General features: G+C 65.9%; 17 protein-coding genes. 4 read left to right on the forward strand and 13 right to left on the reverse strand.

What is annotated here, in order from left to right; all coding sequences use genetic code 11:
- Positions 1-211 precede the first annotated feature (211 nt).
- Positions 212-4,819, forward strand: a complete 4,608-nt coding sequence (gene gltB, locus M1247_RS02485) for a glutamate synthase large subunit (RefSeq protein ID WP_317154667.1) — start codon at positions 212-214, stop codon at positions 4,817-4,819.
- Complete coding sequence (locus M1247_RS02490; protein WP_317154668.1) at positions 4,812-6,278, forward strand: glutamate synthase subunit beta; 1,467 nt, start codon at positions 4,812-4,814, stop codon at positions 6,276-6,278. Before gltB ends, M1247_RS02490 begins: the two co-directional genes overlap by 8 nt.
- A 504-nt stretch (positions 6,279-6,782) precedes the next feature.
- On the opposite strand, the gene M1247_RS02495 is transcribed toward M1247_RS02490, so the two are convergent.
- Genes M1247_RS02495 through M1247_RS02540 form a run of 10 tightly spaced genes read right to left on the reverse strand, consistent with a single transcriptional unit; the run spans position 6,783 to position 17,691 of the window.
- A complete protein-coding gene (locus M1247_RS02495; protein ID WP_317154669.1) occupies positions 6,783-7,901 on the reverse strand; it encodes an ABC transporter ATP-binding protein in 1,119 nt (372 codons plus the stop codon).
- A 28-nt stretch (positions 7,902-7,929) separates the two neighbouring features.
- A complete protein-coding gene (locus M1247_RS02500; protein WP_317154670.1) occupies positions 7,930-8,838 on the reverse strand; it encodes a carbohydrate ABC transporter permease in 909 nt (302 codons plus the stop codon).
- Positions 8,835-9,731, reverse strand: a complete 897-nt coding sequence (locus tag M1247_RS02505; RefSeq protein WP_317154671.1) for a carbohydrate ABC transporter permease — start codon at positions 9,729-9,731, stop codon at positions 8,835-8,837. Before M1247_RS02505 ends, M1247_RS02500 begins: the two co-directional genes overlap by 4 nt.
- Positions 9,732-9,733: 2 nt before the next feature.
- Entirely contained in the window at positions 9,734-11,014 is a 1,281-nt protein-coding gene (locus M1247_RS02510; protein WP_317154672.1) for an ABC transporter substrate-binding protein, read from the reverse strand.
- Entirely contained in the window at positions 11,011-12,330 is a 1,320-nt protein-coding gene (gene melA / locus M1247_RS02515) for an alpha-galactosidase (protein WP_317154673.1), read from the reverse strand. The genes M1247_RS02510 and melA overlap by 4 nt, the downstream gene beginning before the upstream one ends.
- Entirely contained in the window at positions 12,327-13,289 is a 963-nt protein-coding gene (locus tag M1247_RS02520) for a DMT family transporter (RefSeq protein WP_317154674.1), read from the reverse strand. The genes melA and M1247_RS02520 overlap by 4 nt, the downstream gene beginning before the upstream one ends.
- A gap of 20 nt (positions 13,290-13,309) precedes the next feature.
- A complete protein-coding gene (locus M1247_RS02525; RefSeq protein ID WP_317154675.1) occupies positions 13,310-14,284 on the reverse strand; it encodes an N-acetylglucosamine kinase in 975 nt (324 codons plus the stop codon).
- Positions 14,281-15,429, reverse strand: coding sequence for an SIS domain-containing protein (locus M1247_RS02530; RefSeq protein ID WP_317154676.1), 1,149 nt, complete (start codon positions 15,427-15,429; stop codon positions 14,281-14,283). The genes M1247_RS02525 and M1247_RS02530 overlap by 4 nt, the downstream gene beginning before the upstream one ends.
- Complete coding sequence (locus M1247_RS02535; protein ID WP_317154677.1) at positions 15,422-16,792, reverse strand: D-tagatose-bisphosphate aldolase, class II, non-catalytic subunit; 1,371 nt, start codon at positions 16,790-16,792, stop codon at positions 15,422-15,424. Before M1247_RS02535 ends, M1247_RS02530 begins: the two co-directional genes overlap by 8 nt.
- Positions 16,789-17,691 carry a class II fructose-bisphosphate aldolase gene (locus M1247_RS02540; protein ID WP_317154678.1) on the reverse strand — a complete coding sequence of 301 codons (903 nt, stop codon included), beginning with the start codon at positions 17,689-17,691 and terminating at the stop codon, positions 16,789-16,791. Before M1247_RS02540 ends, M1247_RS02535 begins: the two co-directional genes overlap by 4 nt.
- Before the next feature lie 137 nt (positions 17,692-17,828).
- Between M1247_RS02540 and M1247_RS02545 the strand changes: the two genes are divergently transcribed.
- Complete coding sequence (locus tag M1247_RS02545) at positions 17,829-18,614, forward strand: DeoR/GlpR family DNA-binding transcription regulator (protein ID WP_317154679.1); 786 nt, start codon at positions 17,829-17,831, stop codon at positions 18,612-18,614.
- Here the strand turns inward: M1247_RS02545 and M1247_RS02550 are convergent, their stop codons facing one another.
- Positions 18,615-19,466 (reverse strand): LLM class F420-dependent oxidoreductase, encoded by an 852-nt coding sequence (locus tag M1247_RS02550; RefSeq protein WP_317154680.1) that lies wholly within the window; start codon positions 19,464-19,466, stop codon positions 18,615-18,617.
- A 63-nt stretch (positions 19,467-19,529) separates the two neighbouring features.
- Between M1247_RS02550 and M1247_RS02555 the strand changes: the two genes are divergently transcribed.
- Positions 19,530-19,907, forward strand: a complete 378-nt coding sequence (locus M1247_RS02555) for a thiol-disulfide oxidoreductase DCC family protein (RefSeq protein WP_317154681.1) — start codon at positions 19,530-19,532, stop codon at positions 19,905-19,907.
- Between the two features lie 4 nt (positions 19,908-19,911).
- On the opposite strand, the gene M1247_RS02560 is transcribed toward M1247_RS02555, so the two are convergent.
- Both M1247_RS02560 and M1247_RS02565 read right to left on the reverse strand, forming a co-directional pair.
- Positions 19,912-21,558: a SulP family inorganic anion transporter gene (locus M1247_RS02560; protein ID WP_317154682.1), complete on the reverse strand. Its 1,647-nt coding sequence runs from the start codon at positions 21,556-21,558 to the stop codon at positions 19,912-19,914.
- Positions 21,555-21,929 carry an ArsR/SmtB family transcription factor gene (locus M1247_RS02565; protein WP_317154683.1) on the reverse strand — a complete coding sequence of 125 codons (375 nt, stop codon included), beginning with the start codon at positions 21,927-21,929 and terminating at the stop codon, positions 21,555-21,557. Before M1247_RS02565 ends, M1247_RS02560 begins: the two co-directional genes overlap by 4 nt.
- Between the last annotated feature and the right edge of the window lie 46 nt (positions 21,930-21,975).

A 21,975-nucleotide genomic window follows, 5' to 3' on the forward strand; every position in this document is an offset into this window, starting at 1 on the left:
ACGTCGCCCACCTGGTTAGGCTTGGCTAAGTTGGCATGTTGCAGGGTTTTTGCCTTATCGTTTTCCACACTTGTATGGCGAGTGGGATGTAGCTGTCGTTCAATGCTGCACGAATGCATTCCCTCGCCGAACTGGCTAACGCCAGTCGGGGGCTGTCAACGGTGTGGCCCCTGACGGCGAAGCTGCATATCGCGCGAAGGGCTAGGTGCGAATGACGCCCAGCAAGGTCGGGCTCTACAACCCCGCGTACGAACACGATGCGTGTGGCGTCGCAATGGTCGCCGATATCCACGGTCGTCGTAGCCGGGACATCGTCGACAAGGCCATCACGGCACTGGTCAACCTGGAGCATCGCGGTGCCCAGGGCGCCGAGCCGAACACCGGGGACGGTGCGGGCATCCTGCTGCAGGTGCCCGACGCGTTCCTGCGTGAGGTGGTGGAGTTCGAGCTGCCGGAACCGGGCAGCTACGCCACGGGAATCGCATTCCTGCCGCAGTCGTCCCGCGATGCCGCGGCGGCCTGCGAATCGGTCGAGAAGATCGCCGAAGCCGAGGGACTTGAGGTCCTCGGCTGGCGCGAGGTGCCCACCGACGATTCCTCGCTGGGCGCGCTGGCCCGCGATGCCATGCCGACGTTCCGTCAGCTGTTCATCGCCGGCGCCTCCGAAGGCCCTGATGCTCCTCGCGTCCGCGGCATGGACCTGGAGCGCCGCGCCTTCGTCCTGCGCAAGCGCGCCGAACACGAACTCGGCACCAAGGGCCCCGGGCAGGACGGCCCCGGGCGTGAAACGGTCTACTTTCCAAGCCTTTCCGGGCAGACCTTCGTCTACAAGGGCATGCTGACCACGCCGCAGCTCAAGGCCTTCTACCTGGACCTGCAGGACGACCGGCTGACCAGTGCCCTGGGGATCGTGCACTCACGGTTCTCCACCAACACCTTCCCGTCATGGCCGCTGGCGCATCCGTTCCGCCGCATCGCCCACAACGGTGAGATCAACACGGTCACCGGCAATGAGAACTGGATGCGGGCACGCGAGGCACTGATCCGCACCGACGTGTTCGGGGCCCAGGGCCTCGACAAGATCGTTCCGGTCTGTACCCCCGGCGCATCGGACACCGCACGCTTCGACGAGGTACTCGAGCTGCTGCACCTCGGCGGCCGCAGCCTGCCCCACGCGGTGCTGATGATGATCCCCGAGGCGTGGGAACGCCACGAACAGATGGATCCGCGTCGCAGGGCGTTCTACGAGTTCCACGACTCGCTGATGGAGCCCTGGGACGGTCCGGCCTCGGTGTGCTTCACCGACGGCACCGTGATCGGCGCCGTGCTCGACCGCAACGGCCTGCGCCCGTCGCGGATCTGGGTGACCGATGACGGCCTCGTCGTGATGGCGTCGGAGGCCGGGGTGCTCAACCTGGACCCGGCCACCGTCGTGCAGAAGATGCGGCTGCGTCCCGGCCGCATGTTCCTGGTCGACACCGCCCAGGGCCGCATCGTCTCCGACGAGGAGATCAAGGCCGAACTCGCCGCCGAATACCCGTACCAGGAGTGGCTCGACGCCGGCCTGTTCCCCCTCGACGAACTGCCGCCGGGCGATTACGTCCGGATGCCGCACCACCGGGTGGTGCTGCGTCAGCAGATCTTCGGCTATACCTACGAGGAACTGAACCTGCTCGTGGCGCCGATGGCGCGCAGCGGGGCCGAGGCACTCGGGTCGATGGGCACTGATACGCCGGTCGCCGTGCTCTCGCAGCGCCCGCGGATGCTGTTCGACTACTTCCAGCAGCTGTTCGCCCAGGTCACCAACCCCCCGCTGGACGCGATCCGCGAAGAGGTGGTGACCAGCCTGCAGGGCGTGATCGGCCCCGAAGGGGATCTGCTCAATCCGGGACCCGATTCGTGCCGTCAGATCGTGCTGTCACAGCCGATCCTGCGTAATGCCGAACTGTCCAAGCTCATCTGCGTCGACCCCGACCACGAGGTCCGCGGACACAAGCACGGCATGCGTGCCGCGGTGATCCGCTGCCTGTACCCGGTCAACCGGGGCGGCCAGGGCCTGCGGGAGGCGCTCGACACCGTGCGGGCCAAGGTGTCCGAGGCGATCCGGGAAGGCGCACGCATCATCGTGCTGTCCGACCGGGAATCCAACGAGACGATGGCGCCCATCCCGTCGCTGCTGAGTGTCTCGGCAGTGCACCACCACCTGGTCCGGGAACGCACCCGCACCAAGGTCGGCCTGGTGGTCGAGGCCGGTGACGCCCGCGAGGTGCACCACATGGCCATGCTGGTCGGATTCGGCTGTGCCGCCATCAATCCGTACATGGCGTTCGAGTCCATCGAAGACATGGTCGACCGCGGTGCGATCACCGGGATGACCAGTGATGCCGCCAAGGCCAACTACGTGAAGGCCGCGGGCAAAGGCGTGCTGAAGGTGATGTCCAAGATGGGCATCTCCACCCTGGCCTCCTACACCGGCGCGCAGTTGTTCCAGGCGATCGGCATCTCCCAGCAGGTGCTCGACGAATACTTCACCGGACTGCACTGCCCCGTCGGCGGGATCGATCTCGACGACATCGCCGCCGATGTCGCCGCCCGTCACGCGCTGGCGTTCCTGGACCGGCCCGACGAGCGGGCCCACCGCGAACTCGAAGTGGGCGGTGAATATCAGTGGCGCCGTGAGGGCGAATACCACCTGTTCAATCCGGACACGGTGTTCAAGCTGCAACACTCCACGCGCACCGGCCAGTACTCGATCTTCAAGGAGTACACCGCGCTGGTCGACGACCAGAGTGAGCGGATGGCCTCGCTGCGCGGGCTGCTGAAGTTCCGCGACGGTGTGCGTCCCCCGGTTCCGCTCGACGAGGTCGAGCCGGCATCGGAGATCGTCAAGCGGTTCTCCACCGGTGCCATGAGTTACGGCTCGATCTCGGCAGAAGCTCACGAGACCCTGGCCATCGCCATGAACCGCCTTGGCGGGCGGTCGAACTCGGGTGAGGGCGGCGAGAGCGTCAGCCGCTTCGAGCCCGACGAGAACGGTGACTGGCGCCGCAGTGCGATCAAACAGGTGGCCTCGGGACGCTTCGGTGTCACGTCGCACTACCTGACGAACTGCACCGATATCCAGATCAAGATGGCCCAGGGTGCGAAACCCGGTGAGGGCGGTCAGCTTCCAGGGCACAAGGTGTACCCGTGGGTGGCCGAGGTGCGGCACTCGACGCCGGGTGTCGGCCTGATCTCGCCGCCGCCGCACCACGACATCTACTCGATCGAGGATCTCGCGCAGCTCATCCACGACCTAAAGAACGCCAATCCGTCTGCGCGGGTTCACGTCAAGCTCGTTTCGGAGAACGGCGTCGGGACCGTCGCGGCGGGAGTCTCCAAGGCCCACGCCGACGTCGTCCTCATCTCCGGGCATGACGGTGGCACCGGCGCCACCCCGCTGACGTCGATGAAGCACGCGGGTGCACCGTGGGAGCTCGGCCTGGCCGAGACCCAGCAGACGTTGCTGCTCAACGGTTTGCGTGACCGCATCGTGGTCCAGGTCGACGGTCAGCTCAAGACCGGCCGTGATGTGGTCGTCGCCGCGCTGCTCGGTGGCGAGGAGTTCGGGTTCGCCACCGCGCCGCTGGTGGTGTCGGGCTGCATCATGATGCGGGTCTGCCACCTCGACACCTGCCCGGTAGGCGTGGCCACCCAGAACCCGCTGCTGCGCGAGCGGTTCAACGGCAAGCCCGAGTTCGTCGAGAACTTCTTCATGTTCATCGCAGAAGAAGTCCGTGAGCACATGGCGCAGTTGGGCTTCCGTACCGTCAACGAGATGGTCGGCCAGGTCGGCATGCTGGACACCACACAGGCGGCCGAACATTGGAAGGCCCACAAGCTCGACCTGTCGCCGGTGTTGCACGAGCCGGAATCGGCGTTCATGAACCAGGACCTGTACTGCAGCTCGCGCCAGGACCACGGCCTCGACAAGGCGCTGGATCAGCACCTGATCGTGCAGAGCCGCGAGGCATTAGATGCCGCTTCACCCGTCCGTTTTGCGACAAAAATCACCAATGTCAACCGCACGGTGGGCACCATGCTCGGCCATGAGGTCACCAAGGTCTACGGCGGCCAGGGGCTCGCCGACGGCACCATCGACATCACCTTCGACGGGTCGGCAGGCAACAGCTTCGGCGCGTTCGTGCCCAAGGGCATCACGCTGCGGGTGTACGGCGACGCCAACGACTATGTGGGCAAGGGGCTCTCGGGTGGACGGATCGTGGTGCGCCCGGCCGACGAGGCACCGGCCGGCTTTGCCGCCGAGGACAACATCATCGCAGGCAACGTGATCCTGTTCGGTGCCACCAGCGGCGAGGCCTTCCTGCGCGGCCAGGTGGGCGAGCGATTCGCGGTCCGCAACTCCGGCGCCCACGCCGTGGTCGAGGGTGTCGGCGATCATGGCTGCGAATACATGACCGGCGGCAAGGTGGTGATCCTCGGTCCCACCGGCCGCAACTTCGCGGCAGGCATGTCGGGCGGCATGGCCTACGTGTACGACCGGCACGGCCGGCTCTCGGAGAACCTGAACACCGAGATGGTTGAGCTGGAAGCGCTCGACGCCGACGACACCGAGTGGTTGCGCGGGATCCTGGCATCCCACGTCGATGCCACGGATTCAGCGGTGGGACAACGTATTCTGTCTGATTGGGACAACGAGTTGAAGCATTTCGTGAAGGTCATGCCACGCGATTACCGGCGGGTGCTGACCGCGATCGGTGAGGCCAAGCGGGCAGGCAAGAATGTCGACGAGGCGATCATGGCGGCCGCCAGTGGCTGATCCGCGCGGTTTCCTCAAGAACACTTCTCGCGAGCTGCCCAAGCGTCGGCCAGTGCCGCTGCGCCTGAAGGACTGGAAAGAGGTCTATGAGGACTTCTCCCACGACGTCCTGCGGGGCCAGGCATCACGGTGCATGGACTGCGGTATCCCGTTCTGCCACAACGGTTGCCCACTGGGGAACCTGATCCCCGAGTGGAACGACCTGGTGTACAAGGACCGGTGGCGGGAAGCCATCGAGCGGCTGCACGCCACCAACAACTTCCCGGAGTTCACCGGGCGGCTGTGCCCGGCGCCATGTGAGTCGTCCTGTGTCCTAGGCATCAACCAGGACGCGGTGACCATCAAACAGGTCGAGGTCGAGATCATCGACAACGCGTTTGATTCAGGGTGGGTCGTCCCCATGCTGCCCGACGTGCAGACCGGCAAGAAGGTCGCAGTCGTCGGCTCCGGCCCGGCCGGGTTGGCCGCCGCCCAGCAGCTCACCCGGGCAGGCCACACCGTGACGGTGTTCGAGCGCGCGGATCGCATCGGCGGGCTGCTGCGCTACGGCATTCCGGAATTCAAGATGGAGAAGCGCCACATCGAACGGCGCCTGGAACAGATGGCGGCCGAAGGCACCCAGTTCCGGCCCGGCGTCAACGTCGGCGTCGACATCACCGTCGCGCAACTGCGGCTGAACTACGACGCCGTCGTCCTGGCCGGCGGCGCGACCGCATGGCGCGATCTGCCGATCCCCGGCCGCGAACTCGACGGCATCCATCAGGCGATGGAATTCCTGCCGTGGGCCAACCGCGTGCAGAACGGCGATCCGGTTCTCGACGAGAACGGCCAGCCGCCCATCACCGCCAAGGACAAGCACGTCATCATCATCGGCGGCGGCGACACCGGCGCGGACTGCCTGGGCACCTCACACCGCCAGGGCGCGGCCAGCGTGCACCAGTTCGAGATCATGCCGCGGCCTCCGGAGGAGCGTGCTGATTCGACGCCGTGGCCGACGTACCCGCTGATGTTCCGGGTGTCCTCCGCACACGAAGAAGGTGGCGAACGCGTGTTCTCGGTCAACACCGAGGAATTCACCGGGGCCGACGGCCACGTCACCGCCCTGCGGGCGCACGAGGTCAAGATGAACGCGGGCAAGTTCGAGAAGGTCGAGGGCAGCGACTTCGAGCTCAAGGCCGATCTGGTGCTGCTGGCCATGGGCTTCGTGGGTCCCGAGAAGCCCGGCCTGCTGACTGATCTGGGTGTCGAGCTGACCGACCGTGGCAACGTCGCCCGTGACGACAATTTCCAGAGCTCGGTGCCCGGGGTGTTCGTGGCGGGCGATATGGGTCGCGGTCAGTCGTTGATCGTCTGGGCCATCGCCGAGGGCCGTGCTGCGGCCGCCGGTGCGGACCGCTACCTGATGGGCCGCACGGCGTTGCCTGCGCCCATCAAGCCCACCGCCGCCCCGCAGCGATAGGGTCTTTGCCACCGCTAGATCTTTGCCACAGCTTTGTCATGCCAGAGTGGCTCCCGACCAGTGAGCGCCACTCTGGCATGACAAAGGGTGGAAAACGCCTCGAGGTGCTGCCCCACTAGTCACACCAGCCTCACCAAAAACATCAGATCTTTGTGCGGCGTGGCTCACACTGTTTGCCGACTGTCCGGTATCTAATGACTTGGTGAGAGCGCTGCGGTAACGTGGGGCCTCAAGTACAGCAATCAGCGAGTCGCAGGAGTGATCACCGTGTACATCAAACCGCTGAGTCGGTCACGGATGAGCCGAATTGCCTGGTCCTTGTTACGCCATCCCATGAAGAGCCGGGAATTCCCGGCCAAGAACGAGCGGCTGGTCACCACCGACGAGCTACTTCGCTTCGGAGTCTAGCGACCGCAGTCCACCCCGAGTTCCGGCTCGCCGCATCACGCGGCGGCCATTTGCTCGACGTTATCAAACCGTTATCCCGCGCCAGACTGTGGTCGGTTACAGGGATATCCGCTCTCGGCGGACGTCGGCGACACCCGTCTCGGCATCGAAGAAATAGGTGCGCTCCGGGGTCACTGCGAGACCGACCGGGCTGCCGGGGTCCAGTTCCAGGCCCGCAGGCCCCTGGACGATCACCCGGGTCTCGCCGGGCGCCGCACCGATCCGGCCGCTGTCAGCCCCGTCCCCGTCGATGATCACCGTGATCAGCACGTGGCTGCCGAGTGGCTCGACGAAATCGACGCGGGCCGGCACCAGATCATCGGTGCGCGACGTGCGGACCTGGGCATGTTCGGGCCGGACCCCGACGGTGACGGGACCATCCGGCACGTGGGCGGTCATGACGGCCGCGCCAGAGATGTGCACGATGCCCCCGCGCACCACTGCGGGCATCAGGTTCATCGGCGGGCTGCCCATGAACGATGCGACGAAGGTGTTCGCGGGACGGTTGTAGATGTCGTCGGTGGTGCCGATCTGCTGCACTTCGCCCTTGGACATCACACACAACCGGTCGCCCAGCGTCATCGCCTCGACCTGGTCATGCGTCACGTAGATCGAGGTCACCGGGACTTCGCGGTGCAAGCGTTTGAGGTCACCGCGGACCTGGGTGCGCAGCTTCGCGTCGAGGTTGGACAACGGCTCGTCGAGCAGGAATGCCTGCGGCTTGCGGACGAGCGCCCGGCCCATCGCAACCCGCTGGCGCTGGCCGCCGGAGAGCTGACCCGGCTTACGGTTGAGCAGCCCGTCGATTTCCAGCAGAGTCGCGGTCTCCCGCACCCGCTGTTCGATCTCGCGGCGCGGCGTTCTGCGCTGGCGGAGCCCGTACGCGAGGTTCGCGTACACGCTCATGTGCGGGTACAGCGCGTAGTTCTGGAACACCATCGCGATGTCGCGTTCCCCGGGCCCGAGCGCGTTCACCGTGGTGCCACCGATTTTGATCTCACCCGAGGTCGGCTTGTCCAGCCCGGCGAGCAGGCGCAGCGCGGTGCTCTTCCCGCAGCCTGACGGGCCGACCAGGATGAGGAATTCCCCGTCGCTCATCGAGAGGTTGAGGCCGTTGAGGGCAACCACCCCGCCCGCATACCGACGCGTGACGTCGCAGAACTCTACCTCGGCCAATGTTGTTCCCTTCGAAGCAGTTTCACGGTCAGCCCTTCAAGCCGGTACTGGCCACTGATTGGACGAAATACCGCTGCGCGCCGATGAACACCAGCAGCATGGGCAGCAGGCTCATCACGTTCGCCGCCATCAGCAGTGGCCATTTGACCCGATGCGCACCCTGGAAGTAGCTGAGCCCCAACGGGATCGTCATCTGATCCTGGGAGGTGATCACGATCAACGGCCACAGGAAGTCGTTCCACGAGGTCAGCACGGTGAGGGCGGCGAGCGTGGACAGTGCGGGCAGTGACAGCGGGAGGATGATCCTGAACAGCACACCGAGCCGTGAGGTTCCGTCGACGCGTGCGGCTTCTTCGAGCTCCACCGGGACGGTCAGGAAGAACTGGCGCAGGAAGAAGATGCCGAATGCGGTGGCGAGGTTGGGCAACATCAGGGCACCGATATGGTCGATGCCCAGCACCTCGGCGACGTTGTCTCCGAACCACTTCACGATCAGGAACACCGGAATCATCGTCACCTGGAACGGCACCATGAGGGTGGCCATGAGCGTCACGAACAGCACACCGCGACCGAGGAATTTGATGCGGGCGAACGCGTAACCGGCCAGGCTGCAGATGAACAGGTTGCTGGCCAGCACCACGAGGGTGACCAGCGCGCTGTTGAGAAAGAAGTGCCCGAACGGCGCGGCCTGCCAGGCTTCGGAATAGTTTCCGAACTGTGGGTCTGCCGGAAAAAGGACCGGCGGGAAATGATTGGCTTCGCCTTCGGTCTCCAGTGAGGTGATGAGCATCCACAGCAGGGGAACGATCAACAGGAACGTCAGCGGGATCAGGACGAGATGCCACGGGCTGAACGGCAGCCGCAGCCGCACGCGTCGGGTCGGTGACTGCGGCAGCGGCGCAGTGGTTTCGGCAGGAGGCAGCTGGGTGGCGGTCATGAGTAGTGCACGTACCTCCGGGCGAGACGGAATTGCACGGCGGTGATCACCAGGATGACGACGAACAGTGCGTAGGCCATCGCCGCGGCGTAGCCGGCGTCGAACTGCACGAACGCGCGGTCCCAGAGGTAGTAGACGATCACGGTGGTGGCCCGTAGCGGACCGCCGCGGGTGGTGGCGTAGACCTCGTCGAACAGCTGGAGCGCGTTGATCGTCAGCCAGACGAGTAGGAACAGGTTCGCCGGCCCGAGCAATGGCACGGTGATGGTGCGGAAACGGGTGAACGGGCTGGCACCGTCGATCGCAGCGGCCTCGTGCAATTCGGCGGGCACCCCTTGCAGTGCAGCGAGATAGACGATGACCGAGAATCCCGTCCAGCCCCAGATCGTCATGGCCACGATCACGAAGAGGGCCTGGGACGGCGAGGCCAGGAACGGCTGGGACGGCACGCCCACCGCGTTGAGGGCCGCGTTGACCAGACCGTAGTCGCGGTCGGTCAACCACAGGAAGATGATGCCCTGCGAGATCGTGGACACCGCCATCGTCACGTAGGCGGCCGTCCGGTACACCGAGATGAAGCGCAGCGACCGGTTCATCGCCGCAGCGACGAACAGCCCGACCAGCATCGTGCCGGGAACGAACAGGCCCGTGTAGACGATGGTGTGTTTCGTGGCCTCGACGAATACCGGATCTTCGGCCAACTTCCGGTAGTTCTCCAGGCCGACCCAGGGTGTCTCCGGTGACAGCAGATCCGATTGCTGGAACGACAGTTGCAGCGACATCAGTACCGGGAGCAGCCCGAAGATGCCGATGAGCACCACGCCGGGGCTCACCAACGCCCACCCGTTCACACTCTCCGAGCGGCCGATGCGCCGCAGGACCGCCGCGGGCACGGCTATTCTCCGGCCAATGCGGCGTCGGTGGCCTGCGCTGCGGAGTTCAGCGCGTCTGCGGGCTGGTCCTTGCCGAGCATGACGGACACGATCGCCTGACCCATCGCCTCCGATATCGCCGGATACTGATCCACCGTGGGCCTGGTCTTCTTCACGTTGTTCAGATTCTCCACGAATGTCGCGCTGCCGGGCAGGTTCTCGTCGAGTTGGGTGAGCACCGCCTGATCCTGGCCCACCGAGACCCGGGTCGGCAGGTCACCGGTCGCCAACGAGAAAGTCTTGACCTGCGGGGCGGCGGTCAGCCATTTGACGAAGTCGACCGCCGCCTGCTTCTTGCGGTCGCCGTTGTTGAACACCACCCAGTTGTCGGGTCCCGAGATTGTCTGATGGGAGCCGCTGGAACCCGCGAAGGTGGGCATGGTCTGCACACCGTAGTCGATGTCGGACAGCGAGCTCAGATCCCAGGGGCCGGTGACCAGCATCGCGACCTTACCGCTGTTCATCAGCTTGGGACCGTTCTCGTTGGTGGTGTCCAGGTACAGCGACTTGTCGGTGACGGCCATCTGCTGCAACACGGTCAGCGCCTTGACGCCCGCTTCAGAATTGAACGCCGCATGCTTGTTGTCCGGCGTCAAGATGTCGCCGCCGGCTTCCCACAGCATCGGAACGTAGTGCCAGACAGTGTCTTCGCTTCCATCGGCGGGAATCAACCAGCCGTACTGGCCCTTGGTGGGGTCGGTCAGCTTGGCTGCCGCCGCGCGGAAGTCGTCCCACGTCCAGTCCGGGCTCGGCGGTGCGACCCCGGCATCGGCGAACAGCTTCTTGTTGTAGACGATCGCGAGGTTGTCCACCAGGGCAGGTACGCCTACGATCTTGTCCCCGACCGTCGCTGCGTCCCGTTCGGCCGGATAGAAGTCATCCCAATTCCATTCCGGCGCCGACACTTCGTCGGCCATGTTGACGACCCGGGGGATCTGGGCGATCTTCGGGGACCAGGACCCGAACATGTACGCGACATCGGGGGCGCTGTCCCCACGCACGGCCGTCAAAACCTTCTGCAGCACCAGATCATTGCTGGAGTACAGGTCGGTGACCTCGACGTCCGGATGTTCCTTGTTGTACTGGTCGATCAGCGCCGTGAACGCCTCACCTTCGACGTCCTGGTAGCCGTGCCACACCGCGATCTTGGTGGGCCCGGACGACGACGAGTCGCCACCTCCGCAGGCGGACAGGGCGAGGACGAGGACGGAAGCCAATGCCATGCAGACTTTTCGGCGAATCACGATAGGTACTCCTTCATCGGCGTGCGGAGGGCTTCGGGTAACAGATCCCCGTGTGCGGCGGTCAGTTCGTCGCACAGGTCCCAGATCTGATCGACGGTCAAGGATGCGGCGGTGTTGGGATCGACCATGGCCGCCGCCCGCACCAGGCGGGGGTCCCCGTCGACCGCGGCCCGCACCGCCAGGTCCACCGGCCCGAGGAACGAACGGTTGAGTGCGGCGCATTGCGGCGGCAGATCACCGACCTTCATCGGGTGCGCGCCCAGCGTGTCGAGCACCGTCGGCACCTCGACGGCGACACCGTCGGGCAGGTTGGTGATCAGGCCGTCATTGACGACGTTGGCTGCGATGACCCGCACGGTCCCGGTCTCCAGCGAGTGGATCACCTGTGGCGCGTATTCTGTGGAGCCGGTGTCGATTCCGAGTGACTCGGTGCCGGCCAGTTCGGCACGGACGCGCGCATATTCGGCCAGGTTGGCCGCGCTGATCGAGACATACTCGCCGACGTCGAGCCGCAGCCGGGAGACTTCGTCGGGGTGGCGAAGATACCACGGAACGTACTCACTGGAGTGCTCGCTCGTCTCGGTCGGGTAGTAGCCCAGCCGACGGTACATGTCGACCCGCACCCGACGGCGCAGTTCCGGATCGGCCGAAATGCGCTGATCCAGCAGCGGATACAGGTTCTGGCCGTCGCGCTCCCAGCGCAGCACCCAGGCCTGATGATTGACGCCGGCCGACCAGTACGACACTTCGTCGAACGGCACGTCGATGAGCTCGCACAAGCCGACCATCGTCCAGTACACGGAATGGCACAGCCCGAGGACTTTCAGGCGTGGGGCCACGTGCCGCAGGAACGTGACGTTCATGGCCATCGGGTTGGTGTAGTTCAGCAACCAGGCGTCCGGGCAGATCTGTTCCATGTCGCGGGCGATCGCGGCCAGCACGGGGAAGGTGCGCAGCCCGCGGAAGATGCCGCCGATCCCGATCGTGTCGCCGATGGTCTGATTCAGCCCGTAGGACGCGGGGATGTCGAAGTCACGCACCGTGGCCTCGTGCATCCCGACCTGGATGACGTTGATGACGTAATCCGCACCCTCGAGCGCGCGGCGCCGGTCGGTACTGGAAACCAACTCGGGCTGTGCGCCCGCGGTGCGGGCGGTAGCCCGCGCGATGGCCTCCGCGGTCTCCAGACGTTCGGTGTCGATGTCGTGCAGCACAATCCGGACCGGGCCGAGGTCGGAGAAGGAGAAGATGTCTCCGAGCAGTTCCCGGGTGAATTCGACGCTGCCCGCGCCGATGATGACAATCGTGGGTTTCATGTCCTACTCCTGGGTGCTGCGGTCTTGGTCCCGCCCTCGGGCAACTGGTCGAGCACGGCGTCGGTGAGGGCTTCACCGCGCCTCTCGTCGCTGTAGACCATCAATGTCGACCCCACCAGTGCCAGCACGATGCCGATCGCGCCGTACGGGGTGGGCAACGTCTGGTACGCCACGAGGGAGACGACGATCGTCAGGGCCGGTGCCAGCGCATTGGTGGTCGGTGCGACGATGGTGGCCTTGCCGCGGCTGAGCGCCATCACCAGGAACAAGGCTCCGACAGCGTTGAGCAGTTGCGTCCCTGCCGTCAGAACCGGTGCCTTCCAGCCGAATCCGGTGGGGATGCCGCCCATCGAGAACAGGGCGACGGGAATCAGGGCCAGCGCGCTGATCGCCATCCAACCGAAGGTGGTGGCCTCGTTGACGCCGATCGTCGCGGTCTTGCGCATGAAGTAGGCCTGCACGCCCCAGGCCACACAGACCACGATCGCCAGCGGCAACCACGGCCCCGATGAACCATCGGAATCGCTCCCGGTGATGCTGAACAGCACGATCGCCGCCAGTGCCGCCAGCAGCCCCACTATGGCCAGCCCGGAGATGCGTTCCCGCAGCAGCACCATGGCCATCACCACGGTGATCGCCGGCGAGATCGAGACGATCGGGAAGATCAGGTAGGCCGGACCGATGGTCAGTGCCTGAAACAACAGGAGTTGGCCACCGGCACCGGTCAATCCGATGAGCAGGCCGTAGACCGCGGCGCGGGGACGCCGGTCGAAGCGTTGTCCCCGTAGTGCGAAGACCGCCGGAATGATCATCGTCAGGGCCCAGATGCTGTAGATCATCTCGTCGGGGTAGCCGTACCACGTTGCGGGTAGCGCGGAGAAGGCGCCCCAGACGCCCCAGAACAGGATGAGCAGTGTGGCGTAGAAGATCCAGCTGCGGGTGGTCGGTGTATCGGTCATAGTGCCTTCACCTCTTCGGATTATGTTCGGGGCGTTGCAAGCTGGTGCACAGCATGGGGGCTCAGCGGATGGCCGCTCTGTTTGGCGGCGTAGAGGGCCGCGCCCAGAGCCGGGTCGAGCAGTGGGCGCCGGAGGTCGTATTTGGCAGGCAACCGTTCCAGGGCACCGTGGAACAGCGGCAGAAATCCCTCGTCGGAGAACATTCCGCCCGAATACGACACCGTTACGGGTTCGGTCTCGGTGAATCCGGTCAGCACCCGGGTGGTTTCGACCAACGTCGCCAGTTCGGTTGCGGCGTCGGCCAGAATTCGCCGAGCGAATTCGTCACCCTCGCGGGCCGCCTCGCAGACCGTGGTGGCCAGTGCGGCGATCGAACCCCGGCTGCCGCCCCACTTCTCGATGACCAGACTGACGACGTCGAGATCGCTGGAGATCTGCAGGCGCTCCTTGAAATGAGTGTAGAGCGGTCCGCGGGCAAGCCTGCCGTCGCTCATCCGGGTGAAGGCGTTCAGGCCCTGGGTCGCAACCCAATACGCGGAGCCCTCATCGCCGAACAGTTCACCCCATCCGCCGACACGGTGCCCCGTGCCGTCGCGTTCTCCATAAGTCATCGATCCGGTGCCGCTGATGACGTTGATCCCGTCCTCGCCGGCCAGCGATCCCGCCCACCCACAGACCATGTCGTTGTTGCAGCTGTAGCGGTCGTGGCCGAGGACATGGCGGCCGACGGCATCGAGCTGCTCGATGTCAGCGCTGGCCTCGCCGTAGCCGGGAATTCCGAAGAAAGCCCGCTCGATGCCGGCCGGATCGATACCGGCCTGCCCGCAGATATCGGCAACACCCTGGGCCAGAACGCGTTCGACAACGTCGAAACCTTCATTGAAGTAGTAGGAGGTCGCGGCGGTGGCCCTGGCCAGAATCCGGCCCGTATCGTCGATGAGCGCGAACGCCGTCTTCGACCCGCCGCCGTCGACTCCGAGGTAGCGCGTGCTCATCGCGACCCCATCGGGTAGATGGTCACACCCTGAACAACGCGGCTGACTTCCCCGGCGGGGAAGGGGTTATCCGGGGTCTTGCCGTACTCCAGCGCGGTGAACAATGCGAGGTACTGGGCGAACACCAGATATGCCGGGGCCACCGACGAGTCGTCGAGACCATCGAGGCCGGGCACCACGAAAGCCGGTCCGGTCACTGTCGCAAGCGGTTCGGTGCTGATCACCACGACGTTGTCCGGGCCGAGTTGGGCGCTGATCTCGGCGACGATGTCGAGATCGTAGCGGCGGGTGTAGGGATCGGTGGACACGTACACCACGACCAGGGTGTCGCCGTCGAGCACTGCCTTGGGGCCATGGCGGAATCCCAGCGGTGAGTCGCAGTAGGTGACCGCCTCGCCCGCGGTCAGCTCGAGCAGCTTGAGCGCAGACTCCCGGGCGAGTCCTTCCAACGGACCGCTGCCGAGATAGACGAATCGTTGCTTTTTCGCCTGGGCCAACGCGCGGATGTCGGGCTGCAGGCCTGCGATGTGCTGGGCAGCCCCGGCCAGCGCTTCGGCATCGGCTTGTTCGGCTGTACCGAGCATCAGCATGCAGGCCAACAACATCGAGGTGAGGCTGGACGTCATCGCGAAACCGGTGTCATTGGTGCGCTCGGGCATGAAGACCACCAGCGAGTTGGGCCGGTCGGCATGTGCGCGGCCCAGCTGTCCGTCGCGGTGGCAGGTGAAGACGAGATGCCAGATATTGTCGACGAATTCGTCGGCCAGTGCAGTGGTCGCCAGACTCTCGGGGCTGTTGCCCGACCGGCCGAACGATACCAGCAATGTCGGGGTGTCGCGTTCCAGATGATCCTGCGGATTGGCGACGATGCTGGTGGTCGGTACGGCCTCGACGCGGCGGTTGAGATGACGCCGCAGCGCCGGGGCGGCGATCTCACCGACGAACGCCGAGCTGCCCGCGCCCGTCAGGATCACTCGAAGGTCGCTGCGCGCGGTGATCTCGCCCAGGAACCCGGCGCTGTCGCCACCGATCGCACCGGCGACCTCCCGCCACGCATCGGGTTGCTGACCGATCTCGACAATGGTTGCGCCACCGTCGGTTTGGGCGGGCACGGCGGTCAGGGCGGACGGGGAAGAATTAGGCATCGGTTGCTCCAGTAGTCAGGGTCGCGTATTCGTCGGCAGTGGCCATACAGGCACGGGCGTAGGGGCGCAAGGCGTCGCGTACCCGGTCGATGACCAGGGCCTGCGCCCGGTTCTCGAGGCGACCGGTGCGGATCCGGTCGTACTGGCCGGGAAGAAATTGGCTGATCAACGGCAGCGGGATGCCCACGCGGTCGAGATTGGTCAGTAGCGCCCGCCGTGCCGCGTCGATCTGATCGTCGGCCCAGTAGTAGCGCAGCCGGTCGCTGTAGCTGTAGCGCCGTGCGGTGCGCTGGGTGACCGGATCGCCCTCGTAGTAGCCCGTCCAGTGTGTCGGATCGGCGAGCATCCGGCGTTCGATGACCTCGATCAGGTTCGACCGCGACGGCGCCGCGACGAGTTCGGCCTCGATCCGGGCGAGCGCGAACAGCGCCTCACGCATCGCAAATGTCAGTCCGGGACCGACTTTCAGGATGGCCCAGTGATCCTCGACGAGTTCGCGCAATTGCGCCGGTCGCTGATAGTCGGTCGAGTGCGCCTCGAAGACCAGGTTGTCTTCGGTGTCGAGGACGTGGCGCAACTCGGCGGTGGCGTTGCGCCGGTAGTCGATGACGTTGAGATGATCGAATTCGACGCCGGGCTGCACCACCAGTGCGACCACCCGCGGCCACACATCGTCCAGGCTGAGCCCTGCGAATGCGCTGCGGTGGGCGTCGATGGTGCGTCGGGCCCGGTCGGCCGGCGTCGGTGTGAGCTGACTCAGCGTCTCGTGGGCACCGCCGGGCACCGGGACCTCGGTGCCGATGACGTACACCGGACCGTCGATGTGGTGGCGGCCCGCGGTCTCTTCGGCGATGCGCAGCAGCCGGGCGGTGCGGCCTGCGACGACCTCATCGGGAAGGACGGCCGGATCGTCAGCGCACGACATGCTGCAATCGAGGTGGATCTTGGAGTACCCGGCTTCCACATAGCTCGAGATCAGCACCTCGGCATGCGCCATCGCCTCGTCGGCGGGTTGGCGCTGCCAGCGGTTGGGGCCGAGATGGTCACCGCCGAGGACGACGCGATCACGCTCGAACCCGGTTTCCTCGGCGATACGCCAGACCAGGTCGCGGAACTGTGCCGGACGCAGACCGGTGTAGCCGCCGAACTGGTCGACCTGGTTGGACGTGGCTTCGATCAACACGTAGCTGTTGTCCTCGGCGGCCTGGGCCATCGCGGCCTCGACCACGGTGAGCTGGGCCGAGCACACCGAGTAGATGCCCACGGGCTCACCGGCCTTGTGCCTGCTGATGGTCTCCGACAGCGGATTGGTCGATGGGGCAGAAAGATCGGTGCCCTGCAGATGTTGGCGGGCCGGGGTCATCGTGATTCACTCATTCCTGCGTCGGCTCTGATCGGTTCGGGTGCGGCGATGGCGCGGCCGACGTCGACGACGGTGTCTGCGACCGCCTTTCGCGCGGCGGCCAGGTATGTGCGTGGGTCGGTCGCCGCCGGGTCGGCGGTGAGGCTTTCCCGGACCGCCGAGGTATAGGCGAGGTTGAGTGCCGTTCCGATGTTGACCTTTCGGATCCCCGTGTCGACCGCGCGGCGCAGCGCATCGGCCGGGACACCCGAAGAGCCGTGCAGCACCAGGGGGATCGACACGGCTGCGGCGAGCTTGGCGATGAGCGCGTGATCGAGGTCCGCGTCACGCGTGGTCATCGCATGTGTACTCCCGACCGCGACGGCCAGGGCGTCCACTCCGGTCGATTCGGCGAAGGCCGCCGCTTCCTGCGGATCGGTGCGGACGCCGGGCGCATGCGCGCCGCGGGTGTCGCCGGCCTTGCCGCCGACCTCGCCCAACTCCGCCTCCACCCACAGTCCGGCCGCGTGGGCGTCGTCGGTGAAGGCGCGGGTCCGGTCGAGGTTGTCCTGATATGCCAGCGCGGCCGCGTCGATCATGATCGAGCTGACGCCGAGGTCGGCGGCCATCTCGATGGCCTCGGCGATCAGGGCGATGTCCTGGAAGTGGTCGAGGTGCACCGCCAACGGGGCCGTCGAATGAGTGGCTATCTGCGCGCAGGCTTTCGCCAGCGGAGCGATGCGGCTGCCGTGGAATCCGACGGTGTTCTCGCTGATCTGCAAAAGTGCGGAGATCCCGGCGCGTTCGGCACCGTCGGCGATGGCTTCGGCGTGCTCGATGGTGACCACGTTGAACGCGAGTACCGCGGTACCCGCCGAAACGGCGGACGTGACGAGATCGGCGGTGGCGGCCAAGGTCACGGTGAAACCCGCTGTTCCGGTGGGGGCATGTGAAGCATTCGTCGATGATGGGAAGATCGCTCAAAGCGCGCAATGCTAAACCCGGAAGCGATCAGTAAAACTGATTGTTTTGGCCGTCGTCCCAGGAGTTGTGAGCAATGTCGATCAAGCGCACGGATCGTATGCGCGAGGTGCTCTCGCTCTTGCGGGACCGCGGAGAAGTCGATTCCCGCGTACTCCGTACCGAATTGCGGGTCTCGGCAGCAACGCTGCGGCGCGATCTCGGCGAACTGGAAGAGCAAGGTCTGCTGGTGCGGACCCACGGGGGCGCCCGGGCGCTTGACCCGAGCGGCAGCGAGATCCCGGTGCGGTTGCGTGACCACCGGATGACCGCAATCAAGCGTCGGATCGCCCGGCACGCCGCGGCCCTGGTGCCCGCAGGCCCGCAGGCGGTCGCACTCACGGGGGGCGTGACCACCGGCGAGGTGGCCAGATCGCTAAAAGGCCGACCCGGCATGACGATCGTGACGAATTCGCTCACGATCGCCGCCGACTGCGCGGTCGACGCGCATATGAAGGTGATCATGACGGGCGGGCTCGTCCGCGCCAATTCCCTTGAGGCCGTGGGCCCGATGTCCGAACACGCGTTCCAGGTGATCACCGTCGGCACCGCCATCCTTGGTGCCGACGGGATGTCCGCCGAGATCGGCACGACGACCTACGACGAAGCCGAGGCGCGCACCGCGATCGCCATGGCCGCCAACGCCCAGCAGGTCGTGGTGGCCGTCGACGGCTCCAAGATCGGCAAGGTCACCTTCGCGAAGATGGTGGCGCTGAACCAGATTCATCATCTGGTGACCGATTCGACCGCCGATGCCGACCAGCTCGAGCACATCTCGGCGGCAGGCGTCCGCGTCCATGTGGTCGAGGTGGGCGTTTCCTGACTAGCCGGTGAGCAGCCCCGAGTCCCTGATCGTCTCGGCCAGCGGCTCCAGCACGCCCACGTCGTAAGGCGGTGGCAGGTAGATGATGGCCAGATCGAGCCCTTCGGCACCGAGCGCGGCCGCCTCGGCGAGCACCTTGGTGTAGTCGCGGTCCTCACCGAGCCGCACATGTGCGGATAGCGTGATCTCCTTGGGGTCGCGGCCGATGTCGGCGCAATGCGAGGCAAGGACGTCGCGCTTGCGGGCAAACTCCTCAGGGGTGCCGCCGACGAAGTTCCAGTGGTCGGCGTACTTGGCGGTGATGCGCAGGGTGCGCTTCTCCCCACTGCCACCGATGCAGAACGGCGGGTGCGGCTGCTGCGGGCCCTTCGGCTCGTTGCGCGCGTCCTTGAGCTGGTAGTACGTGCCGTCGAACGTCGTCGACTCCTGGCTCAGCAGGCCCTTGAGAATCTCGCAGGCCTCCTCGAACCGGTCGAAGCGCTCCTTGATGGAGCCCAGCTCGATGCCGTAGGCACCCGACTCCTCCTCGTTCCAGCCGGCGCCGATACCCAGCTCAAGGCGGCCATCGGAAATGATGTCCAGCGCGGAGGCCATGTTGGCCAGCACGGCCGGATGCCGGTAGTGGATACCGGTCACCAGCACTCCCACCCGGAGTCGCTCGGTGGCCTGTGCCAGCGCGGTCAGCGTGGTCCAGCCCTCCAGGCAGGGTCCGGTCGGGTCGGAGAAGATCGGATAGAAGTGGTCGAAGGTCCAGCCGGACTCGAAGACGTCGATGGTGTCGGCCGTCCGCCAGATGGCGAGCATGTCGGCCCATGTGGTGTTCTGCGGGGATGTTTTGAAGGCGAATCGCACAGTTTTCCAAACTAGGCCCCACGGCTGATTAATTCCTGGGGGCGGGGAAATAATAATGGAACTATGAACGGCGTCCTGTACTTCGACGGTAACTGCGGCATGTGCACGCGCAGCGTCAACTCGTTGGTGCGGATCCAGCGAACCGGTGAGCTGCGCACCGCGCCGTTTCAGGGGGCCGGTGTCGCTGAGCGGCTCGGGCTGAGGACCGACCGGATGTACGAGGCGGCATGGTGGCATGACCCGTCGGGCGCGGTGTATGGCGGTGCCGAGGCGATCAACGCGGCCCTCGGGGTGAGCTTCGGAACCCGCATTCCGTTGCGCCTGTACCGGATGCCGGGTGTCCGGCAACTCCAGGATGCGATCTACCGCTGGGTCGCCACGCACCGGTACCGCTTCCCCGGTACGACGCCCCACTGCACGGCGAAGCCGGGAGACTGTTGAGGAGTCAGTGCGGTTGGTGTGTGACGTGGGTGCGGGCATGCTCGACGGCGTCGTCGAGTGAGTCGAGCAGGTGGTTTTCGTGCCGGAGCGATTCGAAAACCCCGACGTTGGCGAGTAACTCCATGTGCTCGGGCTGCACGCCCTTGATGATCACCGTGATACCGCGGGACTCCAATTCGGTGGAGATCTCGGCGAGCGTATGGGCCCCGGTGGCGTCGAGCATGCCCAGTTGAGACATCCGGATGATGACGACGGAGGGCTGTGGATGTCCGGCGCCCACGATCGCATTCGAAATGCGTTCTGCCGCTCCGAAGAACATCGCACCGTCGAGCCTCAGTAGTGCAATCTGCTCGTCGCCGGGCTGCTGGGGCCCTGGCAGGTCTTCCCGTGTCACGCTGCTGCGTCGCGCCACCGAGCGCAGCGCGAAGAACGCGGCCACCACGATCCCGATCTCAACGGCTTCGATCAGGTCGAAGCAGATGGTGACGATGGCGGTGAGAACGAATGTCAGGGCATCGGATCGGGTCGAGCGCATGATCTTGCGGACCGTCGACCGCGAGATCATCCGGAATGACGTCACCATCAACACACCGGACAGCGCTGCCAACGGAATTGACGAAACCGGACCGGTGGCCAGGTAGACCACACCGAGCAGGACCAGCGAGTGCACGATCGCGGCCACCCGGGTCCCGGCGCCGGCGCGGATGTTCACCGCGGTCCGCGCGATCGCGCCGGTCGCGGGCATTCCGCCGAACACCCCCGAGGCCACCGACGCGAGGCCCTGTCCCACGAGTTCGCGATCGGGGTCATACGGACCGGTCGGCGACATGGTCGCCGCGACCCGGGCCGACAGCAGCGATTCGATGGCTGCCAGCGCGGCGATCGCCAACGCGGCGCCGAGTAGCGTGCTGAGCGCTCCGGCATCAGCGTGTGGCAGCACCGGCGCGGGCAGATGCGATGGCAGCTCGCCGATCGCGGCCACCGGGATATCCAGCGCCGCGACGAGGACGGTGGCGGCGATCACCGCCGTCAGCGATTCGGGGACAGCGCGGTGAAGCCGGGGGAGCGCGGCCATCAGCAGCGCGACAAAGGCCACCACGCCAAGGGTTTTCGCGGCTGCGGCCCAGTCTGCGTGCGCGACCGCTGTGATCGCTGCCAGCAGTGTGCGTTCACCGGCCGGGGCGGGCTGGGCGAAGGCGGCAGGCACCTGCTGCAGGAAGATGATGGCCGCGATTCCCAAGGTGAACCCCTCGATCACCGGCCAGGGAATGAATGTCACCGCCCGGCCCAGCCCGGTCACGCCGCCCGCCAGCACCAGCAGTCCGGCCCCGACGGTCACCAATGCGATGCTGCCCAGGCCGTGGTCCGCGACGATGGGCGCCAGCACCACCGCCATCGCGCCCGTCGGCCCCGACACCTGCACATGCGAGCCGCCGAACACCGCGGCGACCAGCCCCGCGATCACCGCGGTGATGAGGCCGGCGGCCGCTCCGACACCGGAGCTGATCCCGAATGCCAACGCCAACGGCAGGGCGACGACGCCGACGGTCATCCCGGCGAGAATGTCGCGGCGCCAGGTTCGTGGCAGTTCGGCGTAGTCGCGGCGGTGGGGCAGCAGGCGTCCGAGATTGCCGACCGCGGTGCCGATCACGGGTGCCCGATCGGGGGCAGCGATTGCAGTGCGGCCAATTGATCGCGCTGCGCGCCGAGGGTATCGGCCAGGAAGGTGCGGGCGATCATCAGCAGTTCTGAGATCTTCGGGTGAGCGAGTTCGTAGAACACCGCATTGCCGACGCGCTGACCGCGGACCACGTGGTGGCGTTTCAGCACCGCCAGGTGCTGGGACAGCAGGGTCGGCTCGATCTCCGTTTCGGCAAGGATCGCGCTGACCGGGGTGCTCTGGTCATTGGCGGAGAGAATTTCGAGGATCCTGATGCGCGCCGGATGCGCGAGGGCCTTGAACAGATTGGCCTTGATCTCGTAGAGCGGCTGTTCCGGACTGCCGAGGAAGCTGTGGGGCATGAGGCGACCTGAAGAATTGATGGATTGAAGGAAATCTCAATCCATC

The sequence above is a fragment of the Mycobacterium appelbergii genome (assembly GCF_032883035.1).
In the GTDB taxonomy this organism is placed as follows: domain Bacteria; phylum Actinomycetota; class Actinomycetes; order Mycobacteriales; family Mycobacteriaceae; genus Mycobacterium; species Mycobacterium appelbergii.